The organism is Sinomonas notoginsengisoli (assembly GCF_021554725.1).
Classification (GTDB): domain Bacteria; phylum Actinomycetota; class Actinomycetes; order Actinomycetales; family Micrococcaceae; genus Sinomonas; species Sinomonas notoginsengisoli.
This window is the reverse complement of record NZ_JAIZDP010000001.1, coordinates 892,892-912,131: the sequence shown is the minus strand read 5'-3', so window position 1 is coordinate 912,131 and position 19,240 is coordinate 892,892. Positions and strand designations below refer to the sequence as shown.

General features: G+C 70.3%; 21 protein-coding genes. 15 read left to right on the top strand and 6 right to left on the bottom strand.

The window, feature by feature from the left end; all coding sequences use genetic code 11:
• Positions 1–111 precede the first annotated feature (111 nt).
• The 4 genes from thiO to LF262_RS04200 are packed head-to-tail and all read left to right on the top strand — an operon-like array spanning position 112 to position 2,788.
• Positions 112–1,338: a glycine oxidase ThiO gene (gene thiO / locus LF262_RS04215; protein ID WP_235778987.1), complete on the top strand. Its 1,227-nt coding sequence runs from the start codon at positions 112–114 to the stop codon at positions 1,336–1,338.
• Positions 1,338–1,601 (top strand): sulfur carrier protein ThiS, encoded by a 264-nt coding sequence (gene thiS, locus LF262_RS04210; protein ID WP_235778986.1) that lies wholly within the window; start codon positions 1,338–1,340, stop codon positions 1,599–1,601. The genes thiO and thiS overlap by 1 nt, the downstream gene beginning before the upstream one ends.
• A gap of 2 nt (positions 1,602–1,603) precedes the next feature.
• Positions 1,604–2,416 (top strand): thiazole synthase, encoded by an 813-nt coding sequence (locus LF262_RS04205; protein WP_268933490.1) that lies wholly within the window; start codon positions 1,604–1,606, stop codon positions 2,414–2,416.
• A 27-nt stretch (positions 2,417–2,443) separates the two neighbouring features.
• Positions 2,444–2,788 (top strand): 4a-hydroxytetrahydrobiopterin dehydratase, encoded by a 345-nt coding sequence (locus LF262_RS04200; protein WP_235778985.1) that lies wholly within the window; start codon positions 2,444–2,446, stop codon positions 2,786–2,788.
• A gap of 100 nt (positions 2,789–2,888) precedes the next feature.
• Here the strand turns inward: LF262_RS04200 and LF262_RS04195 are convergent, their stop codons facing one another.
• Genes LF262_RS04195 through LF262_RS04185 form a run of 3 tightly spaced genes read right to left on the bottom strand, consistent with a single transcriptional unit; the run spans position 2,889 to position 4,095 of the window.
• Positions 2,889–3,203 carry a hypothetical protein gene (locus tag LF262_RS04195; RefSeq protein WP_235778984.1) on the bottom strand — a complete coding sequence of 105 codons (315 nt, stop codon included), beginning with the start codon at positions 3,201–3,203 and terminating at the stop codon, positions 2,889–2,891.
• Positions 3,204–3,206: 3 nt separating this feature from the next.
• Entirely contained in the window at positions 3,207–3,431 is a 225-nt protein-coding gene (locus LF262_RS04190; protein WP_235778983.1) for a DUF3107 domain-containing protein, read from the bottom strand.
• Between the two features lie 40 nt (positions 3,432–3,471).
• Positions 3,472–4,095 carry a TetR/AcrR family transcriptional regulator gene (locus tag LF262_RS04185; RefSeq protein ID WP_235778982.1) on the bottom strand — a complete coding sequence of 208 codons (624 nt, stop codon included), beginning with the start codon at positions 4,093–4,095 and terminating at the stop codon, positions 3,472–3,474.
• Positions 4,096–4,248: 153 nt separating this feature from the next.
• Here LF262_RS04185 and moeB point away from each other — a divergent pair, with 153 nt between their 5' ends.
• The gene (moeB, locus tag LF262_RS04180; protein ID WP_235778981.1) at positions 4,249–5,433 is read left to right on the top strand and encodes a molybdopterin-synthase adenylyltransferase MoeB; all 1,185 of its coding nucleotides are present in this window, start codon (positions 4,249–4,251) and stop codon (positions 5,431–5,433) included.
• Between the two features lie 72 nt (positions 5,434–5,505).
• Here the strand turns inward: moeB and LF262_RS04175 are convergent, their stop codons facing one another.
• Positions 5,506–6,834, bottom strand: a complete 1,329-nt coding sequence (locus LF262_RS04175) for a glutamyl-tRNA reductase (RefSeq protein ID WP_235778980.1) — start codon at positions 6,832–6,834, stop codon at positions 5,506–5,508.
• Between the two features lie 98 nt (positions 6,835–6,932).
• Between LF262_RS04175 and hemE the strand changes: the two genes are divergently transcribed.
• The 9 genes from hemE (at position 6,933) to hemL (ending at position 16,999) form a co-directional block, all read left to right on the top strand.
• Entirely contained in the window at positions 6,933–7,994 is a 1,062-nt protein-coding gene (gene hemE / locus LF262_RS04170) for a uroporphyrinogen decarboxylase (protein WP_235778979.1), read from the top strand.
• Positions 7,994–9,517 carry a protoporphyrinogen oxidase gene (hemG, locus tag LF262_RS04165; RefSeq protein WP_235778978.1) on the top strand — a complete coding sequence of 508 codons (1,524 nt, stop codon included), beginning with the start codon at positions 7,994–7,996 and terminating at the stop codon, positions 9,515–9,517. The genes hemE and hemG overlap by 1 nt, the downstream gene beginning before the upstream one ends.
• Before the next feature lie 72 nt (positions 9,518–9,589).
• Positions 9,590–10,306 carry a hydrogen peroxide-dependent heme synthase gene (gene hemQ, locus LF262_RS04160; protein WP_235778977.1) on the top strand — a complete coding sequence of 239 codons (717 nt, stop codon included), beginning with the start codon at positions 9,590–9,592 and terminating at the stop codon, positions 10,304–10,306.
• Positions 10,303–11,604 carry a ferrochelatase gene (locus LF262_RS04155; protein ID WP_372462718.1) on the top strand — a complete coding sequence of 434 codons (1,302 nt, stop codon included), beginning with the start codon at positions 10,303–10,305 and terminating at the stop codon, positions 11,602–11,604. The genes hemQ and LF262_RS04155 overlap by 4 nt, the downstream gene beginning before the upstream one ends.
• 2 nt (positions 11,605–11,606) lie before the next feature.
• Positions 11,607–12,605 (top strand): hydroxymethylbilane synthase, encoded by a 999-nt coding sequence (gene hemC / locus LF262_RS04150; protein ID WP_235778976.1) that lies wholly within the window; start codon positions 11,607–11,609, stop codon positions 12,603–12,605.
• Positions 12,605–13,522: a uroporphyrinogen-III synthase gene (locus LF262_RS04145; RefSeq protein ID WP_235778975.1), complete on the top strand. Its 918-nt coding sequence runs from the start codon at positions 12,605–12,607 to the stop codon at positions 13,520–13,522. Before hemC ends, LF262_RS04145 begins: the two co-directional genes overlap by 1 nt.
• Before the next feature lie 4 nt (positions 13,523–13,526).
• Positions 13,527–14,507, top strand: a complete 981-nt coding sequence (hemB, locus tag LF262_RS04140; RefSeq protein ID WP_235778974.1) for a porphobilinogen synthase — start codon at positions 13,527–13,529, stop codon at positions 14,505–14,507.
• A 43-nt stretch (positions 14,508–14,550) separates the two neighbouring features.
• Positions 14,551–15,624: an LLM class flavin-dependent oxidoreductase gene (locus tag LF262_RS04135; RefSeq protein ID WP_235778973.1), complete on the top strand. Its 1,074-nt coding sequence runs from the start codon at positions 14,551–14,553 to the stop codon at positions 15,622–15,624.
• A gap of 61 nt (positions 15,625–15,685) precedes the next feature.
• Complete coding sequence (gene hemL, locus LF262_RS04130) at positions 15,686–16,999, top strand: glutamate-1-semialdehyde 2,1-aminomutase (RefSeq protein WP_235778972.1); 1,314 nt, start codon at positions 15,686–15,688, stop codon at positions 16,997–16,999.
• Positions 17,000–17,004: 5 nt separating this feature from the next.
• Here hemL and LF262_RS04125 read toward each other — a convergent pair whose 3' ends face one another.
• The gene (locus tag LF262_RS04125) at positions 17,005–17,682 is read right to left on the bottom strand and encodes a LysE family translocator (RefSeq protein ID WP_235778971.1); all 678 of its coding nucleotides are present in this window, start codon (positions 17,680–17,682) and stop codon (positions 17,005–17,007) included.
• Positions 17,683–17,763: 81 nt separating this feature from the next.
• On the opposite strand from LF262_RS04125, the gene LF262_RS04120 reads away from it, so the two are divergent.
• Positions 17,764–18,219: an Lrp/AsnC family transcriptional regulator gene (locus LF262_RS04120; protein ID WP_235778970.1), complete on the top strand. Its 456-nt coding sequence runs from the start codon at positions 17,764–17,766 to the stop codon at positions 18,217–18,219.
• Between the two features lie 122 nt (positions 18,220–18,341).
• Here LF262_RS04120 and LF262_RS04115 read toward each other — a convergent pair whose 3' ends face one another.
• Positions 18,342–19,190: a MetQ/NlpA family ABC transporter substrate-binding protein gene (locus LF262_RS04115; protein ID WP_235778969.1), complete on the bottom strand. Its 849-nt coding sequence runs from the start codon at positions 19,188–19,190 to the stop codon at positions 18,342–18,344.
• Positions 19,191–19,240: the final 50 nt, after the last annotated feature.

The following is a 19,240-nucleotide window of genomic DNA, read 5'->3' as shown; positions in this document are numbered from 1 at the left end:
GACTAGACCGCAGTACTGCGGGAGCCCGCCAGTGTGACTGTGCCCGGGCTGAGAGGGCCAGAGCCGACCGCCTCACCTGATCCGGGTCATGCCGGCGGAGGGAAGGAACCCATGGACAGCACCGATGTGATGGTGGTCGGAGCCGGAGTCATCGGACTGGGCATCGCCTGGGAGGCTGCCCGCACGGGGCGGCGAGTGGTGGTAGTGGACCCCGCGCCCGGGTCCGGCGCGAGCTACGCGGCGGCCGGCATGCTTGCCGCCGTGAGCGAGTACCACTACCAGGAAGAGGAACTCCTCGGGCTCATGCTTCACTCCGCCGCGGCGTGGCCGGAGTTCGCAGCGGCGGTCGGGCCGGACTGCGGTTATCTCAGGACACCCACCCTGTGCCTCGCCGGCGACGCCGCCGACCGCCAGGCGTTCGCAGATCTCAAAGCGGTGCAGGAGGAGCATGGACTCGCCGTCCGGTCACTGACCGTCCGCGAGGCGCGCTCCGCCGAGCCGCTCCTGGCGCCGGGCATCTCCGGGGCGTTCCAGATCGACGCGGACCACCAGATCGACCCGCGCAGGCTCGTGCGGGCACTCCTTGCGCGCCTTGCAGGCCGTCTCGGTGAGGGATCGATCGTGCGGGCGCGCGCGGCGTCGCTCCTCTGGGACGGGCCCGACGGCGCAGAGCCTCACGGCGCCGGGCGAGTGGCTGGCGTCGTGCTCGAGGACGGCCGCCAGGTGCGCGCCGCGGAGACGATCCTCGCCAACGGGCTCGGCGCCCGTGATGTGGGCGGGCTCCCTGTACCGCTTCCCCTGCGTCCCGTCTATGGGGACATCCTGCGCCTTCGCGTGCCCGAGCGGCTCCGCCCGCTCGTCACGGCGACGCTCCGGGGGCTCGTGCGCGGCAAGCCGGTCTACATCGTTCCCCGCGCGGATGGCACGGTGGTGATCGGCGCGACGCAGCGCGAGGACGGCTCCGATGCCGTCTCCGCCGGAGGGGTCTACGAGCTCCTCCGCGACGCCCAGAGGCTCGTGCCGGCGGTGGCGGAGCTCGAGCTCTACGAGACCACGGCCCGGGCGCGGCCGGGGACACCGGACAACGCGCCCTTGCTGGGCCGCGTCGCCGCACCCACAGGCTCGGCGCACGACGGCGCGGGGCACGTTCCGGGGCTCGTCGTCGCCACCGGCTTCTTCCGCCACGGCGTACTGCTCACGCCCGCGGCCGCCCAGGTGTGCCGCGGGCTCCTCGAGGGCCGCTCCGACCCCCGCTGGGACGCGTTCCGTCCAGACCGATTCGCCCCGCGCGCGGCGGGGAAGCCGGCCGCTGCGGCGGCCGCGACAGGAGGCAACTGATGCAGGGCTCTACCCAGACGACGAGCGGCCGGATCACGGTCAACGGCGAGGGCCGGGACCTTCCGGACCCTGCGACCGTCCTCGCGCTCGTGGCCGGGACCACCGGGCGCACGATCGGGGCCGACGGCAAGCCGGCCGACGGCGGAAGGCTCGGAGTCGCGGTCGCGGTCAACTCTGAGGTGGTGCCCCGCAGAAGCTGGGCATCCACAGCTCTGGCGGCGGGCGACGCCGTCGAACTCGTCACAGCAATGCAGGGAGGCTGACCATGACGCAGGCACAGACCGCCGTGGAGGGCACGGCCCTCGGTGAGGACCCGTTCGTCGTCGACGGCGTGGCCCTCGGCTCGAGGCTCATCATGGGCACGGGCGGGGCACCGAGCCTCGATGGCCTCGGCGATGCACTCGAGGCCTCTGGCACCGAGCTCACGACCGTGGCGATGCGCCGCTACTCGCCGGCCGAGCAGGGCTCCCTGTTCCAGCTGCTGGTCGACAAGGGCATCCGTGTCCTGCCGAACACCGCAGGCTGCTTCACTGCCCGGGATGCGGTCCTCACGGCGGAGCTGGCCCGCGAGGCACTCGAGACCGACTGGGTCAAGCTCGAGGTCATCGCCGACGAGACAACGCTCCTGCCCGACGCGATTGAGCTCGCGGACGCCACCGAGCAGCTCGTCAACCGAGGCTTCAAGGTCTTCGCGTACACCAACGACGACCCCGTGCTCGCCCGGCGCCTCGAGCAGCTGGGCGCGGCGGCTGTCATGCCACTCGGAGCGCCGATCGGCAGCGGTCTCGGGATCCTCAACCCGCACAACATTGAGCTGATCGTGGCCCGCGCTGGCGTGCCCGTGGTGCTCGACGCCGGCATTGGCACGGCCTCCGACGCGGCGCTTGCCATGGAGTTGGGGTGCGACGCAGTCCTGCTCGCCACAGCCGTGACGCGTGCCCAGGACCCGGTGCGCATGGCGCGGGCTTTCCGCTACGCCGTAGCCGCTGGCCGCCTCGCCTCGCTTGCCGGACGGATCCCCAGGCGCGAACACGCTCTGGCCTCGAGCCCCATGGAGGGCCGCGCACAGTTCCTCTGAGGCGGGTTGGGGCCTACTCTGACGTCCATGGCGACTCATGAGCCCCTGAGCGACGAGCAGATCCAGCAGGAACTGGGTCGGTTGCCGGATTGGCGACATGTCGGCGGCGCATTGGCAACGGTGTACAAGCTGCACAGTGCGGCGAAGGCTCTCGAGTTCATCGCCGCGGTCGGGGAGGTGGCGGAGGAGCTCAACCACCACCCCGATCTCGACTGGCGCTACAACCGCGTTGTCCTTCGCTTCAGCAGCCACGACGCAGGGACTGTGGTGACGGCGGCAGACGTCGAGGCGGCCCACCGGTGTGCCCTCAGGGCCTCAGCCCTCGATGCCGTGGCCCAGCCCGACAAGCTCCCGAACGGCCCTGCTGCATAGGCCGGCAGCCTTCCATCGCCGGGGGACCGGGACCAGCGCGAGGCGCGGACGACGGCGCACGGCGAGTGGCGCCGTCGTCCGCGCCTGAGGTGTGCAGCAGCTAGCCGCGCTTGAGGATCTCGGTGAGTGCAGCAAGGTCGTGCTTGATGCGAACGCGGCCGACGAGCGTCGGCACAGCGGCCGCGGCAGCCACGCCGAGCGCCATGGGCAGTATCCACGGCATCCATGTCATGCCCGTGAGGTAACCGGCCCCCGCCAACACGAGGATGATCCAGACCACGCATCCCACCGCCACAGCGGCGCCGACCGGCAGCATGATCCCGTACACGTCATGGTGACGGTCGGCTGCCCAGGCGATGAAACCGGCCGCCGCCGCCACCAGGATGACGATGACGAGGGACCAGACGGTCTCCACGAGTCAGAGGGCGCCGAAGCCCACGCGGCGCTGCTCCTGCGCGCCGATCTCCACATAGCCGATCACCCCGGCGGGCACGATCACCTGGCGGCCCTTCTCATCCTCGAGCCGGAGCTCCTTGCCGCCCGAGATGGCCTCGGCGACCTGCTTGGCGACCTCGTCCGCGTCCTTCTCGGACTCGAAGACGAGCTCACGGGCGATGTTCTGGATGCCGATCTTGATTTCCACGTGAAGAGCACTCCTTGATTCGATGACGTTCAGTAGTACCTTAGGCCTCTTTGGGGAAGCGCGAGATTCCCTTCCACGCGAGCCGTGCCACAAGGTCCGCGGCCACATCGATCTCGAGCGACGTCGACTTCTCGAGCCAGTACCGTGCGCTCACCTGCGCCATGCCCGCGAGGCCCCGGCCGAGGAGCTGCGCCTCGACGAGCGGGAGCCGGGTGTCCGAGGCAATGACCTCGGCGATCGCCTCGGAGAAGCCCCGGTTGAACGTCTCAAGGCGCGAGGCGACCTCGGGATCGTTGACGAGGTCCGACTGGAAGACGAGCCGGTGCGCCTGGTGGTCGGCGGCGATGAAGTCAAAATAGGCGCGGATGACGGCGTTCACGCGCTCGCGGTTGTCCGTTGTCGATGCGAGGGCGGACCTCATGAGGTCGGTCAGCGCCGCGAGGTGGCTGTCGAGGAGCGCGATGTAGAGGTCCCGCTTCGACGGAAAATGCTGGTAGAGGACCGGCTTGCTCACTTGTGCCGTCTCGGCGATCTCGTCCATCGCTGCACCGTGGAAGCCATTGGCTGCGAAGACCTCGAGGGCCGCGGCGAGGAGCTGCGCCCGCCGCTCATCGCGCGGAAGACGGGGGGAGCGGTGGGCGGCGGCTCGCGGTTCGGTGCTCACTGAAGGTGCCTTTCGGGTGGTCCGGGCCGGTGGACCGTGGCCCAAACGGTAGTTCTACTCTACCCGTCGGTCACGTGCCCGCGGTGCACGCAGGGATCTGCCGTGGCATGGGCACGGCTGGGTGCGGGCCCTGCGGGGGCCTAGATTGGAGGCATGGGCACATCTCACACTCCCTCCCTTCCGCCGCTCGTGGAGCCGGCCGCGGAGCTCACTCCCGAGGAAGTGCAGCGGTACTCGCGCCACGTCATCATCCCTGAGATCGGCGACGTCGGCCAACGCCGGCTCAAGAACGCCAAGGTCCTCGTGATGGGCGCCGGCGGACTGGGCTCGCCCGCGCTCCTCTACCTCGCGGCCGCCGGGGTTGGCACCCTCGGGATCGTGGACGACGACACCGTCGAACTGTCGAACCTCCAGCGCCAGGTGATCCACCGCGTCTCGAGCGTGGGACGCTCCAAGGCCGAGTCCGCACGGGACGCGATCCTCGACCTCAACCCCCACGTCAAGGTTCGCCTGCACGAGGTGCACCTCGACTCCTCCAACGCCCTCGAGGTCTTCGCCGGGTACGACCTCATCCTCGACGGCACCGACAACTTCGCCACCCGCTACCTCGTCAACGACGCCGCCGCGATCCTCGGCAAGCCGTACGTGTGGGGCTCCATCTTCAGGTTCGACGGCCAGGTGAGCGTCTTCTGGGAGAAGCACGGCCCCACGTACCGGGACGTCTTCCCCGAGCCGCCGCCCGCCGGCTCCGTGCCCTCGTGCGGCGAGGGAGGCGTGTTCGGCATGCTGTGCGCGGCCATCGGCGCGTCCATGGTCACGGAGGCCGTCAAGCTCATCACCGGCGTCGGCACCACGCTCCTGGGCCGGATCCAGCTCTACGACGCCCTCACGGCGACATGGCGAGAGATCAAGGTGGCCAAGGATCCCGACGCCGCACCGATCACGGGGCTCACCGACTACGAGGCGTTCTGCGGCGTGGAGCCCGCGGCCCCGGTCGGGGCGGACCGCACGGTCACCGCCGGCCAGCTCGCCACGATGCTTGCCGCCCGCGAGGCCGGCCTGCGCGACTTCGAGCTCATCGACGTGCGCGAAGCGGGGGAGGCTTCGATCGTCTCGATCCCCGGCGCCCGGCTCATTCCGCAGGGGCGCCTTCTCTCCGGAGAAGCGTGGGACGAGGTTCCACGCGACCGCGAGGTGGTCTTCCACTGCAAAGGCGGTGTGCGCTCCGCGAACGTCCTGGCGGCCGCCAGGGAAGCTGGGTTCGCCAACGTCAAGCACCTCGACGGCGGCGTCCTCGCCTGGGTCCACGACGTGGAGCCGCAGAAGCCCGTCTACTGACGGGGGCTGCCCGTGCCGGGCCGGTGGAGGACGCACGACGGCGACCACTCGCCGTCGTGCGTCAACGTCACCTCAGGCGGTGCGGGAACGGTCGGCGGGGCAGCTGTCCGGGGCGGACGGATCCTCGTCGGCTCCGGAGACCATGCCCGGGATGGCCACGCTGATGCCGTAGAGCGCCTCGAGCGCGGCGAGGTACTCGCTCTCGCGCCCCTCCGCGGCAAGCTCCCTTGCCCGGACCGTCGGGGTATGGAGGAGCTGCTTGACCATGCGCCGCATGGCGAATTCGACTTCCTCCGCGGCGGCGGTGCAGCCGTGGCGGGCGCGGACCTTCTGGATCTCGGAGTCGAGGACGGCCATGGTGTGGCGCCGCAGGGCCACAATCGCGGCATCGGCCTGGCGGGCCTGACGCTCCGCCTCGAATTCCGCCGCGGCCGAGGAGACGATGGCGCCCGCGCGTGCTAGCGACTCCGCCTGTTCTTCGGGGGCCGCGAGGCGGACGGACTCAAGGGTGATGAGCTCGACACCGTCGAGCGTGCCGACGGCCGGATCGAAGTCATGAGTGAGCGCGAGGTCGATCACGATGAGCTGCTGCGGGGAGCCTTCCCTGATCGCGGCGAGCTCCACGGCCTCCATCGCGTTGTCGGAGCCGCTGCACCCGATGAGGACGTCCGCCTCGGCGATGGCCTGGGGCAGATCGCTGGACGTGAGCGCGAGCGCGCCGCGCGCGGCGGCGAACTCGTGCGCGCGGCCGGACGACGAGTACACCGAGACCGTCTGGACCCCCCGCTCCTTGAGCAGGGCCATGGTGGCGCCCGCGTAGGCGCCGGTACCGAACAGGACCGCCTTCTTCCCGGACCATGGGCGCTCCTCGGCGAGGTCCTCGGCAAGGTCGAGCGCGACAGAGACGATCGAGAGTCCGCGGCTGCCGAGCGCGGTCTGTGCCCCCACGTCCTTGGCCGTCTTCGACGCCGTCTGGAAGAGCCGCACGAGGGACGGGCTCGCGGTCCCATGCTCCTGGGCGGAGATGAGGGCACGGCGGACTTGGCCGGCGATCTCCCGCTCGCCCACCACCGCGGAGTCGAGCCCCGAGCTCACCGCGAAGAGATGGCGGGTGACATCGTGGCCCTGGGCTATCGAGAAGGCGCCGGAGACGGTTTCCCGGGGGAGGCCACTGCGGGCGCTGATCTCGGTGATGAGTGCGGAGCGGGCCGCCTCGACGTCATCGGGGCCCGGGGCCTCGCCGTAGATCTCGTAGCGGTTGCAGGTGGCCAGGACCACGGCGCCGTTCAGGGCGGGCGAGGTGGTCGCGTCAGCAGCCACGGTGGCAGCGCCGGTGCTCAATTGGGCAACGGTCTCAAGGTCAATGTCGGCGTGAGTCGCCGTGAGGGAGAAAACAACCACAGCCCTGCCATCATAGCTTTTCGCTCCCGTGTAGAAAACGCGGCTCGCCGTGACAGGCTGTCGCCAACGCCGCGGGGGCCTTTTGAGACAATCGGGCCATGACACTCAGCCCAGACCACCCGCTCAAGGACGGACGGACTGCTCAGTCGCCGCTCATCACGGCATACCGCGGGGGCCGTCCGAGCCGGAAGCCCGTTTGGTTCATGCGCCAGGCTGGCCGCTCGCTGCCCGAATACCGCGAGGCGCGTGAGGGGATCGGCATGCTCGATTCGTGCCTCCGCCCCGACCTCGCGGCAGAGATCACGCTGCAGCCCGTGCGGCGTCACGACGTGGATGCCGGTATCTTCTTCTCCGACATCGTCATCCCCCTCAAGCTGGCCGGCGTCGACGTGGACATCGTGCCCGGCGTGGGGCCGGTCCTCGGCACCCCGGTCCGCTCGGAGGCGGACGTCGCGGCACTTCCGCGCCTCACCGATGTTGCGCTCGAGCCGATCCGCGAGGCCGTGCGGCTCACCGTCGCCGAGCTGGGCCAGACGCCGCTCATCGGCTTCGCTGGGGCCCCCTTCACCGTCGCCGCCTACATGGTCGAGGGCAAGCCGTCCCGCGACCACCTCGGCCCCCGCACGATGATGCACGGGGACCCCGGGGCCTGGGCAGCCCTCATGGCCTGGGCAGCTGACGCCTCCGGCCGTTTCCTACGCGCGCAGATCGAGGCTGGAGCGTCCGCCGGGCAGCTCTTCGACTCGTGGGCGGGCTCCCTGGGGCTCGAGGACTACCGCCGGCATGTGGCGCCCTACTCATCCCAGGCACTGGACCATGTGCGCGACCTCGGGGCACCGCTCGTCCACTTCGGCACTGGCACCTCGGAGCTGCTCGGTGCGATGTACGAGGTCGGTGTCGACGCGGTCGGCGTGGACTACCGGCTCCCGCTCCATGAGGCGAACCGGCGCCTCGGCGGCCGCGTGGTGCTCCAGGGCAACATTGATCCCGCGCTCCTCGCGGCCCCCTGGAACGTGCTCGAGGCGCACGTTCGGGACGTGGTGCGCGCTGGCGCCTCGGCCCCGGGGCATGTGGTCAACCTCGGCCACGGCGTGCCGCCGGAGACCGACCCCGACGTCCTGACGCGCATCGTCGAGCTCGTCCACTCGATCACGTACTGATGGAGGGAAACGCCGGCGACCAGGCGCGCGCGCCTCGGGCCGTCGTGGTGGGCGGAGGAATCTCGGGGCTCGTCGCGGCGCTCGAGCTGCGCCGCGCTGGCCTGGATGTTACCGTGCTCGAGGCCAGCCAGCGTTGGGGAGGGTGCATCGGCGACCACGAGGTTGCGGGACTCACGCTCGACAGCGGCGCCGAGTCCTTCGCGACTAGGACTGACGCTGTGCGCACGCTGGTCGACGAGATCGGCCTGGCGGACGAGATCGTTCCGCCTGACCCGTCCGGGGCGTGGGTCCTTCTGCCTGAAGGCCCCCGGCAGCTGCCCAAGACTGGAGTCCTCGGCATTCCCGCGAATCCCTGGGACGCCGAGGTCCGTGCCGCCCTGGGCTTCTGGGGTTCCGCGCGCGCTTCGCTGGACCGTTGGCTGCCGGCAAGGAAGCCCCGCGGGGAGGCGAGCGTGGCCGAGCTCGTGCGGGCCCGTATGGGGCGCCGGGTTCTCGAGCGGCTCGTCGCGCCCGTGGTGGGCGGTGTCCACTCGGCGGACCCTGCGGTGCTCGACGCCGACATGGTTGCTCCCGGCCTGCGGCGGCTCATGGCTGAGAGGGGTTCGCTCGCCGCCGCCGTTGCCGCCCAGCGCGGAGCCGTGGAGGGCCGCAAGGCGGGCTCGGCAGTGGCGGGCATCCGCGGCGGCCTCCATCGGATCATCACGGCGCTCGTCGGGCGGCTTGAGGCGGAGGGTGTGCGGCTTGTCGCAGGGCACCGCGCGGAGCGGCTCGACCGGGCCACGGGAACGGATGGCGATCCACTCTGGCGAGTGGGCGCCGTCATGCATTCGGAGGACGCCGAGAACCAAGCCGTTGTGGCCCTGCTCGGGCCCGAGGACACGTACGACGCCGACGTGGTGGTCGTGGCCCTGGGCGGCCCGGCGGCGGTGGAACTCCTCTCCGACGCCGTTCCAGCGCTGGCAGGCCACGAGCCGGTGCCCGGCCCCGAGGTCAAGCTCGTCACGCTGGTGCTCGACTGCCCAGCGCTGGACGCCCGTCCCCGGGGCACCGGCATCCTCGTGGCACCGCAGGTCGGTGGAGTGGAAGCCAAGGCGCTCACGCACGCGACGGCGAAGTGGGCATGGCTCGCTGAGGAGGCCGGCCCGGGGACCCACGTGGTGAGGCTCTCCTACGGCCGCGCCGGCGATCCCGTTCCGGGTGTTGCAGGCGTGCGCTCCGGGCCTGAGACGGACAACGAGCTGTTCGCCGCGGCCATGCGGGACGCATCTTCGCTCCTGGGGGTGGCGCTTTCGCCCGAGGACGTCCTCGGGTGGGACGTGGTGAGGTGGCAGGGGGCCCTTCCCTTCGCGACCGTGGGGCATCGTGCCAGAGTTGCCACCATTCGGTCCCTCGTGGGGGTTCAGCCGGGCCTCGCCGTGGTCGGTGGCTGGGCTGCCGGCAACGGGCTCGCCGCCGTGGTCCCGGACGCGAGGGCCCAGGCGATCGCGCTTGCCGGAAGGCTCGAGGGCGCCCTCCCCACGTGAAGTTACTCACTTCGACACCCTGTAGAACATCAGAATTCGATTTGCCGTCGCCTAAGGAGCACACTGGTCACCATGAGCCACACTTCTGTCGAATCTGTCACTAAAGCTGCTGGCCCCGAGGAGACGCCGGAGGCGCAGTTCTTCACCCTCTGGACCGTCTTCTGCCGGGTGCCCGATGCAGCGGCGCCCGCAGACGCCGCGGTGGCCGAGTTCGAGGCGCTCGTCGCCGGCCTCGCTGGGAAGGGCGTGACCCTCCGCGGAGCCTACGACGTGTCGGCGATGCGCGCTGACGCCGACATCATGGTCTGGCTGCACGGCGCCGTGCCCGAGGCGCTCCAGCAGGCCGTCCGCGACATCCGGCGCAGCGCGCTCTTCGCCGAGACCGAGATCGCGTGGTCCGCGATGGGCGTGCACCGCGAGGCCGAGTTCACCAAGAGCCACACACCCGCGTTCTCCCGCGGCGTCGAGCCCAGCACGTGGCTCACGGTGTACCCGTTCGTCCGCTCGTACGACTGGTACCTGCTCCCTGCCGATGAGCGCTCCAGGATGCTCCGTGACCACGGCATGCTCGGACGCGACTTCCCACAGGTCCTCTCCAACACGGTCTCCGCGTTCGCGCTCGGCGACTGGGAGTGGATCCTCGCCCTCGAGGCACCGCAGTTGACGGACCTCGTGGACATGATGCGCCACCTGCGGTACACCGACGCGCGCAACCATGTCCGCGAGGAGATCCCCTTCTACACAGGCCGCCGGATCTCTGCCGAGGAGATCGCCGAGGTCCTCGCGTGACTGCCCGCACCGCGCACCTCGCGGTCGACGGCGCGGCCGCACCCCTCGCTGTCAGCCTCGCCCCTCACCCGATCACCGAGGCGGGGCGGGTGGAGCCCACCGAGTACGATGCGATCCTGCTCGCCTCGTTCGGCGGGCCGGAGGGCCAGGACGACGTGATCCCGTTCCTGCGGAACGTCACGCGCGGCCGGGGCATCCCGGACGAACGCCTCGAGGAAGTCAGCCATCACTACCGCGCGTTCGGCGGGATCAGCCCGATCAATGCCCAGAATCGCGCGCTGAAGGCCGCGCTCGGGGCGGAACTCGCCGCGCGCGGCATCGACGTGCCCGTGTACTGGGGCAACCGCAATTGGGAACCCTACATCCCCCAGACGCTGCAGCAGATGTACGACGACGGGCACCGCAAGGTCCTCATGCTCACCACAAGCGTGTACTCGTGCTACTCGAGCTGCCGCCAGTACCGTGAGGACATCGGCGTGGCCCTGACCGAGACCGGCCTTGCCGGGCGGCTCCGCGTGGACAAAATCCGGCAGTACTTCGACCACCCCGGATTCGTGGCGCCCTTCGTCGCCGGTACTGCGGCGGGCCTCCAGGCTGTCCGGGAGGCGCTGGGCGCCGCGGACGGTTCACGGGATTCCGAGATCCGCGTCCTTTTCTCCACCCACTCGATCCCCATCCGTGACGCCGAGGCGGCCGGCCGTTCCGAGGCGGAGCCGCGCGAGTTCGAGGGAGGCTCGGCCTACGTGGCGCAGCACCTGGCGAACGCCCGTGCGGTCATGGCTGCCGTCTGCGGCGATGCCCCCGAGGTCGCTTGGGACCTCGTCTACCAGTCCCGCTCCGGCGCGCCGCACATCCCGTGGCTCGAGCCCGACATCAACGACCATATCCACGCCATCGCGGGTGAGGACGCTGCCAGTGGGACTGATGGCGTCAAGGGCATCGTGATCGTTCCGCTCGGCTTCGTCTCCGACCACATGGAGGTTGTCTGGGATCTCGACACCGAGGCCATGGAAACGTGCCATGAGCTCGGGATCGAGGCCGTGCGTGTTCCTACCCCGGGGGTGCACGGCGAGTTCGTGGCGGGCCTCGTGGACCTCCTGCGCGAGCGGATGGTCCAGGGGACCGTTGCCGAACGTCCGCACGTGACCGACCTCGGCCCGTGGTATGACGTGTGCCGTCCCGGCTGCTGCGCGAACTTCCGCGGCGCCAAGCCGGTGATCTCAGAGGCAGGGGTTGGCCTCGGGACCGAGCACGACCCCTACCCGGAAGCGCTCGGAGCGAGCGGGGCCGAGGGCTGAGCATGTCAGTCCGCATCGGAACGCGCGGGAGCGCGCTCGCCCTGACCCAGTCCCAGCAGACCGCAGACATGCTCGCTGCCGTTGGCGGCTTCGAGACTGAACTTGTCCGGATCAGGACAGAGGGTGACGTCAAGACTGGTTCGCTCGCCTCTCTCGGAGGCACGGGGGTGTTCGTGGCGGCCCTCCGCGAGGCGCTTCTCGCTGACCGCTGCGACGTGGCAATCCATTCCCTCAAAGACCTCCCGACAACCGGCGAGCCGGGCCTCTCCATCGCGGCCATCCCCGTCCGTGCCGATTCCCGCGATGTCCTGTGTGCCCGGGATGGCCTCACGCTCGCGGGGCTTCCCGCGGGATCGAAGGTGGGCACCGGCTCGCCCCGCCGCGCCGCGCAGCTCCGTGCTGCACGGCCCGACCTCGAGGTGCTGGACATCCGGGGCAACGTCGACACACGCCTTGGCCGCGTGCCGGGGCTGCCGGGGAGCCCACCGGACGCACCCGGTGACCTCGACGCCGTCGTCCTTGCCGCCGCCGGCCTCGCGCGCCTCGGCCGGACCGGTGTGGTGACCGAGTACTTCGAGCCCGATGTCATGCTGCCCGCTCCCGGCCAGGGGGCCCTCGCGGTCGAGTGCCGACTCGAGGACGCGCCCGAACGCGCCCCGCGGGCCGGGGGTGCGAGCAGCCCGGATGCCCCTGCCGGCGTTCTCGCGCAGGCGCTCGCGGCGATCGACGACGCCGACACCCGCCTCGCCGTGACCGCCGAGCGTGCTCTCCTGGCCCGTCTGGAGGCCGGGTGCGCCGCACCCGTCGGTGCCTTCGCACGGCGGAAGGGCAGCATGCTGCACCTCGACGCCACCGTGTGCGCTGTGGACGGGACGAAGTCGCTCCGGCTGACCAAGGCGACGGACGGGCTCACCGAGGTCGGCGCGACGCTGCTGGGCATCGAGCTCGCGGAGGAACTGCTCGAGCAGGGCGCGGCAGACTTCGCGGACTTGGGCGCCTGATGGGCGTAGCGGGAACGGCCGCACGGCTGTCCGGGCGCCGGGTGCTGCTCACCCGCAGCCCGGACCGCGCCGGTGCGATGGTGGACGCGCTCGCTGAGGCGGGCGCCGAGCCGCTCCTGCTGCCGCTCATCGACTTCGAGCGCGCCGACGACCAGGCGGCACTCGCCGCAGCCATCGACCGGCTCGCGGCGGGGGAGTACCGCTGGCTGGTCATCTCGAGCATCACTACCGTGCGCGCGCTCAAGGAGCTCGCGGCGGCGCGCGGCGTCGCGCTTGAGGCACTCGTACCGCCCGGCGTGCGGATCGGCACCATCGGACCCAGTTCCCGCCGCGTCCTCGAGGCCGAGGGCCTCGGCGTCGACTTGGCTCCCGTGGACAAGCAGTCCGCGGAGGGCCTCGTTGACCTGTGGGCCTACGCCGACGATGCCGCCGCGGGCGCGGACGGCGCCGGGATCCTCCGGGTGCTCATCCCGCAGAGCGACCTCGCTGCCCCGACCCTCGCTGACGGTCTCGACGGGCGCGGCTGGGCGGTGGACACCGTCACCGCGTACCGCACGGTCGACTACCCTGCGGACCCGGCGAAGCGCCTGACAGCCCCGCTCGCTTCGGGCGAGCCAGAGGGGGAGGAGGCGCGCGCCGTCGTGCTTTCCCCGACCGAGGCGAACGGTGAGCTTGCCGCGGGAAGGCTCGACGCCGTCGTGGCCGCTTCTCCCAGCGCGGCGCGCCGCATCCATGCCGTGCTCCACCCGCTCGGGAAGACCCAGCTCATCGCGATTGGTTCGCCGACCGCGGCCGAGCTGCGCCGCCTCGGCGCTGACGTGGGCGCGACGGCCGCAACCCCGACGCCCGAAGGCATCGTGGATGCCGTGGCCCGTTCCCTGAACCCTGATCCCGCTACTCACGAGAGAAGAACCTGACGCCATGAGCTTCCCGACCCATCGCCCCCGCCGCCTGCGCCAGACGCCGGCCCTGCGCCGCATGGTCGCCGAGACGCGCCTGCACCCTGCGGAGCTCATTCTGCCGGCGTTCGTCCGCGAGGGGCTCAGCGAGCCATCGCCGATCCAGGCGATGCCCGGCGTCGTGCAGCACACCACCGCTACGCTTCGCCGAGCCGCCGCTGAGGCCGCCGAGCTCGGCCTGGGCGGAATCATGCTCTTCGGAGTCCCCGAGGAGCGCGACGCGGAGGGAAGCGCCTCGCTCGACCCGAACGGCGTGCTCAACGCCGGCATCCGCGCCGTGCGCGAAGAGGTCGGTGACTCACTGGTGGTCATGAGCGATGTGTGCCTCGACGAGTTCACCGACCACGGCCACTGCGGCGTCCTCGACTCCGAGGGGCGCGTGGACAACGATGCGACGCTCGAGGTCTACGGGCAGATGGCCGTGGCGCAGGCCGAAGCCGGCGCGCACGTTCTCGGGCCCTCCGGGATGATGGACGGCCAAGTGGCCGTGATTCGGCAGGCGCTCGACGCCGCCGGCCGCCAGGACGTCTCGATCCTCGCCTACGCCGCAAAGTATGCCTCTGCGTTCTACGGACCATTCCGTGAGGCTGTCGACTCGCAGCTGCAGGGCGACCGCCGCACCTACCAGATGGACGCCGCGAATCGCCGCGAGGCGCTCCTCGAGGTCGAACTGGACCTCGAGGAGGGCGCGGACATGGTGATGGTCAAGCCTGCCATGAGCTACCTCGACATCCTCGCCGACGTTGCCGCCATGAGCCCCGTGCCCGTGGCCGCGTACCAGATTTCCGGCGAGTACTCGATGATCGAGGCCGCCGCTGCGAACGGCTGGATTGACCGCAAGGCGTCCATCCTCGAGTCCGTGCTCGGCATCCGCCGAGCCGGGGCGAACATGGTGCTCACGTACTGGGCGCCAGAGATCGCCCGCTGGCTCAAGGAGGGGTGAGCCGGGCGGGAATGAACCCCCGGCCGCCGAGGTTTGCATGCATATGCATGAAGAAAGCGCGCAGTCAGCCCCCGTTCCGTCCGGGCAGCCTCCAGTCCTGCTCGGGCTCAACACGTTCGGCGATGTCGGGGTTGGCCCCGACGGTGATCCGAAGCCGCATGCGCACGTGATCCGGGAACTCGTCGAGGAGGCGGTCCTCGCCGATCAGGTGGGGCTGCACTCGTTCGATGTCGGCGAGCACCACCGCAAGGACTTCTCCGTCTCGGCCCCCGAGGTGGTCCTCGCCGCGATCGCGTCGAAGACCCGGAACGTCCGCCTCGGCTCGGCCGTGACCGTCCTGTCCTCGGACGATCCCGTCCGCGTCTTCCAGCGCTTCTCGACCCTCGACGCCGTCTCCAATGGCCGGGCCGAGGTGATTCTGGGCCGTGGCTCATTCATCGAGTCGTTCCCGCTCTTCGGGTTCGACCTCGAGGACTACGAGACCCTTTTCGAGGAGAAGCTCGAGCTGTTCGACCGCGTGCGGTCGCAGAAGCCCGTGCGCTGGGAGGGCCGCCACCGCGGACCGATCAATGGGCTCACCGCTTATCCCCACCTCGAGGACGGCCTGCTGCCCGTGTGGGTAGGCGTAGGGGGCACGCCGCAGTCCGTGGTGCGCGCCGCGCATTACGGCTACCCCGTGAGCTTCGCCATCATCGGCGGCGAGCCCGCCCGCTTCGCGCCCTACATTGAGCTGTACAAGCGCTCGCTCGAGAAGTTCAACCAGCCCTACACCATGCTCGCGACCCACTCGCCCGGTCACATCGCCGAGACCGACGAGCAGGCCCGCGAGGAACTCTTCCCGCACTGGCTCGCCATGCGCAACCGCCTCGGGGAAGAACGGGGCTGGGGGCCCGGAAGTCGGACGGAGTTCAATGCCCAGGCCTCCCGTCCCGGCGCCCTCTACGTTGGCTCGCCGGAGACCGTGGCCCGTAAGATTGCGGTTACCCACAAGGCGCTCGGCACCGAGCGCTTCGACCTCAAGTACTCCAACGGCACCCTTCCGCACAGCGCCATGATGAAGAGCATCGAGCTCTACGGGACCAAGGTCGCGCCGCTCGTAGCGGACATGCTCGCGTAGGCTCTCGTTGGCGCCGCCGGTGCGGGGCCGGCGTCGTGCGCGCGGATGGAAGAATAGGGGCATGACCGCCTCCGAGGACCTCTTTGCCCGCGCCCGTTCGCTGATGCCCGGAGGGGTGAACTCTCCCGTGCGGGCCTTCGGTTCGGTAGGCGGAACGCCCCGCTTCCTGGTCTCCGCCAAGGGGCCGACCGTGACGGACGCTGACGGGCGCGAGTATGTGGACCTCGTGTGCTCCTGGGGCCCGGCCCTCCTGGGCCACGCGGTCCCGGAGGTCCTGGAGGCCGTGCACGCCGCGGTGGACCGCGGGCTGTCCTTCGGGGCCTCCACGCCCGACGAGGCCGCGCTGGCCGCCCTCGTGATCGGGAGGGTGCCGGCGGTCGAGCGGCTCCGCATGGTCTCCACCGGGACCGAGGCGACCATGACGGCGATCCGGCTCGCGCGCGGGTTCACGCACCGCGACCTCGTGGTGAAGTTCGCCGGCTGCTACCACGGGCATGTGGACGGGCTGCTCGCCGCCGCCGGCTCGGGCGTCGCGACCCTCGCCCTGCCCGGTTCTGCCGGCGTCACCGCCGCGACCGCTGCCGAGACGCTCGTGCTCCCGTACAACGACCTCGCGGCCGTCGAGGCCGCGTTCGCGGAGCACGGCGCCCGCATCGCGGCCGTCATCACCGAGGCCGCGCCCGCGAACATGGGCGTCGTGGAGCCGGGGGAGGGCTTCAACGAGGGCCTGCGGCGCATCACGGCCGAGCACGGTGCGCTCATGATCATGGACGAGGTCCTCACCGGCTTCCGCGTGGGTCCGGCCGGCTACTGGGGCCTGACGGGCCAAGCCGAGGGATGGGCGCCGGACCTGTTTACGTTCGGGAAGGTGATCGGCGGCGGTATGCCCGTCGCTGCGCTCGGCGGGCGCGCCGAGATCATGGACTATCTCGCGCCGCTCGGCCCGGTGTACCAGGCGGGCACGCTGTCCGGGAACCCGGTTGCCATGGCCGCCGGCGTGGCGACCCTTTCCCTCGCGACCGACGCCGTGTACGCGCATATCGACGCACGCTCGGCCGAGCTCTCCGAGGTGGTGTCCGCCGCGCTCGCCGCCGAGGGCGTGGACCACTCGATCCAGAGGGCCGGGAACCTGTTTTCCATCGCGTTCGGCACCTCGGAGCGTGGCGTGCACAACTATGCCGACGCGCAGGCCCAGGAGGCCTACCGCTACGGGCCGTTCTTCCACTCGATGCTCGACTCCGGGGTCTACCTGCCCCCGAGCGTCTTCGAGGCGTGGTTCCTCTCCGCCGCGCACGACGACGCCGCGATGGGCCGCGTCGTCAACGCGCTGCCGGCAGCCGCCAAGGCAGCGGCGGCGGCCCTCCCCGGGGCGTAGCGGGCCTACGCGGCAGCGCTCATCAGCGTTGCTCCCTGCTCGGCGAGCAGCAGTCCACCGATCCCGAGCATGAGGATCCCGCTGATGAGCGTCACCACCTGGGCACGCTGGGGCTTGGCGGCGAGGAGCCGGCGCGCTGCGACGGCGACAAGGCTGTAGACCACGATGGTGAACGCCAGGTGGGTGAGCCCCATGGTGACGGTCTGCGCCACGACCGGCAGGGTCGAGTCCGGGCGGATGAACTGGGGGATGACCGCCGCGAACAGCAGCAGCGCCTTCGGGTTGATCCCGCTCGTGCCCAGGCCCTTGAGGAAGTCGAGCGCCGGACCGCGGGTGCCCGGGCCTGCGTGGAGTGGCTCGCCTGAGGGCAGCATCGCCTGGGGCGCGGAGGTGAAGCCGGCGCTGCGCCAGCCGCGCGCCGTCATGAATCCAAGCCACAGCAGGTAGAGGGCGCCCGCCACCGAGAGCCACGCGACGAGGTCCGACCGTGCTGCGAGCAGGACTCCAAGCCCGGCCGCCACGAGGGCCGTGTGGACCACGTATCCCGCGCAGAGCCCCGCGACAGAGGGCGCGGGCGAGCCGGGGCGCAGGCCAGCCGCGATCGTGTAGGCCCAGTCCGCACCCGGCGTGAGCGCGAGGGTGAGCGAGATCGCGGCGAAGCCGAGCAGCGGGGTCAGATCCATGCCGCAAGACTACGGAGATCAGCGCGAGAAGTGCTCACCTATTCTCGGCGGGATTTCCCCTCCCTGCGGTAGATTGTTACTGTGATCGACTCACTCGACAGAATTATTTTGCGCACCCTGCAGAAGGACGGGCGCATGACCGCGACCGCGCTCGCCTCGGAGGTCGGACTGACCGTCGCACCGTGCCACCGCAGGCTCAAGGACCTCGAGCAGTCCGGCGTGATCCGCGGCTACCGCGCCGAGGTGGACCCGGCGAAGGTGGGCCTCGGGTTCGGGGCGATGGTGTTCGTGACCCTCCGCGAGACCTCCACCGACGCGATCCGCGCCTTCGAGGATGCGGTGGTCGCGGAGCCGCAGATCATCGAGGGCTACCGTCTGTTCGGGGACCCAGACTTCCTCCTGCGCTGCGTCGCCGAGGACCTGCCCGGCTACCAGCGCCTCTACGACCAGCACCTCGCGGCGCTTCCGGGGGTAGCGAAGCTGACCTCGACCATCGTGATGCGCGACCTCAAGGGGGCAGGCGGGCTGCCGCTCTAGACAAGCGGGCCCTAGACGTTGAAAGAAGCGGGTGCAGACGACGGCGGGGTCCCCACGCGAGTGGGAACCCCGCCGTCGCACGTCGTTCAGCCTTAGCCGTCCGATGCGGTGACGTCAGCCGATCAGAACGCTGGCGTGACGTCGCCGTTCGGCCACTCCTTCTGGATGAAGGCCTTGACCTCGGGTGAGTGCAGGAGCTCCTCGAGCTTGGCGATTCGGGCGTCGCCCTTCTCGTCCTGGCGCCACGCCAGGAAATTCGCGTACGGGTTGTTCTGGACCGACTCAACTGCCAAGGCGCTCTTGGTGCTCAGGCCAGCCTTGAGGATGAAGTTGCCATTGATGAGCGCGAGGTCGACCGAAGGGTCGTGCAGGTCGTTGACCAGAAGCTCAGGCTGATTCTCGGAGAACTTCAGCTTCTTCGGGTTCTGGGCGTCGGCGAGGGACAAAATGGACGAATCGTCCTTGATGTCCTTGAGCAGGCCTGCGTTCTGGAGGACCTTGAGGGCGCGGACCTGGTTGGACGGGTCGTTGGTGATCGCGACCTTCGCGCCGTCCTTGATGTCCGCGATGCTCTTCGCCTTGTCGGAGAACGCAGCGTACGGCTCGATGTGGACGCCCGCACCGTGGTCGAACTTGTAGCCCTTGGTCTTAACCTGATCCTCGAACCAGGGGAGGTGCTGGTAGAAGTTCGCGTCGAGCGAGCCGTCGGAGAGCGCGGTATTCGGGGTCTGGTAGTCCTCGATTTCCTTGATGTCGAGCTTGAGCCCGGCCTTCGGTGCGAGGTTCTCGTTGATGAACTCGAGGATCTTGGCGTGAGGGACAGGACTAGCGCCGACCTTGAGGGTCGCGGGCTTGGCCGGATCGAGGCTTGCAGCATTCGTGCTCGCAGGCGCAGAACCGCCTGCACCGCACGCGGCAAGGGAGAACGCTGCGGCGATGCCAGCAGCGAGGAGCGTCAGTTTCTTGCGCATGGGCGTCATTTCCTTTCGGGGTGCGGCGGATTGCGCCGACAGATGGAAGA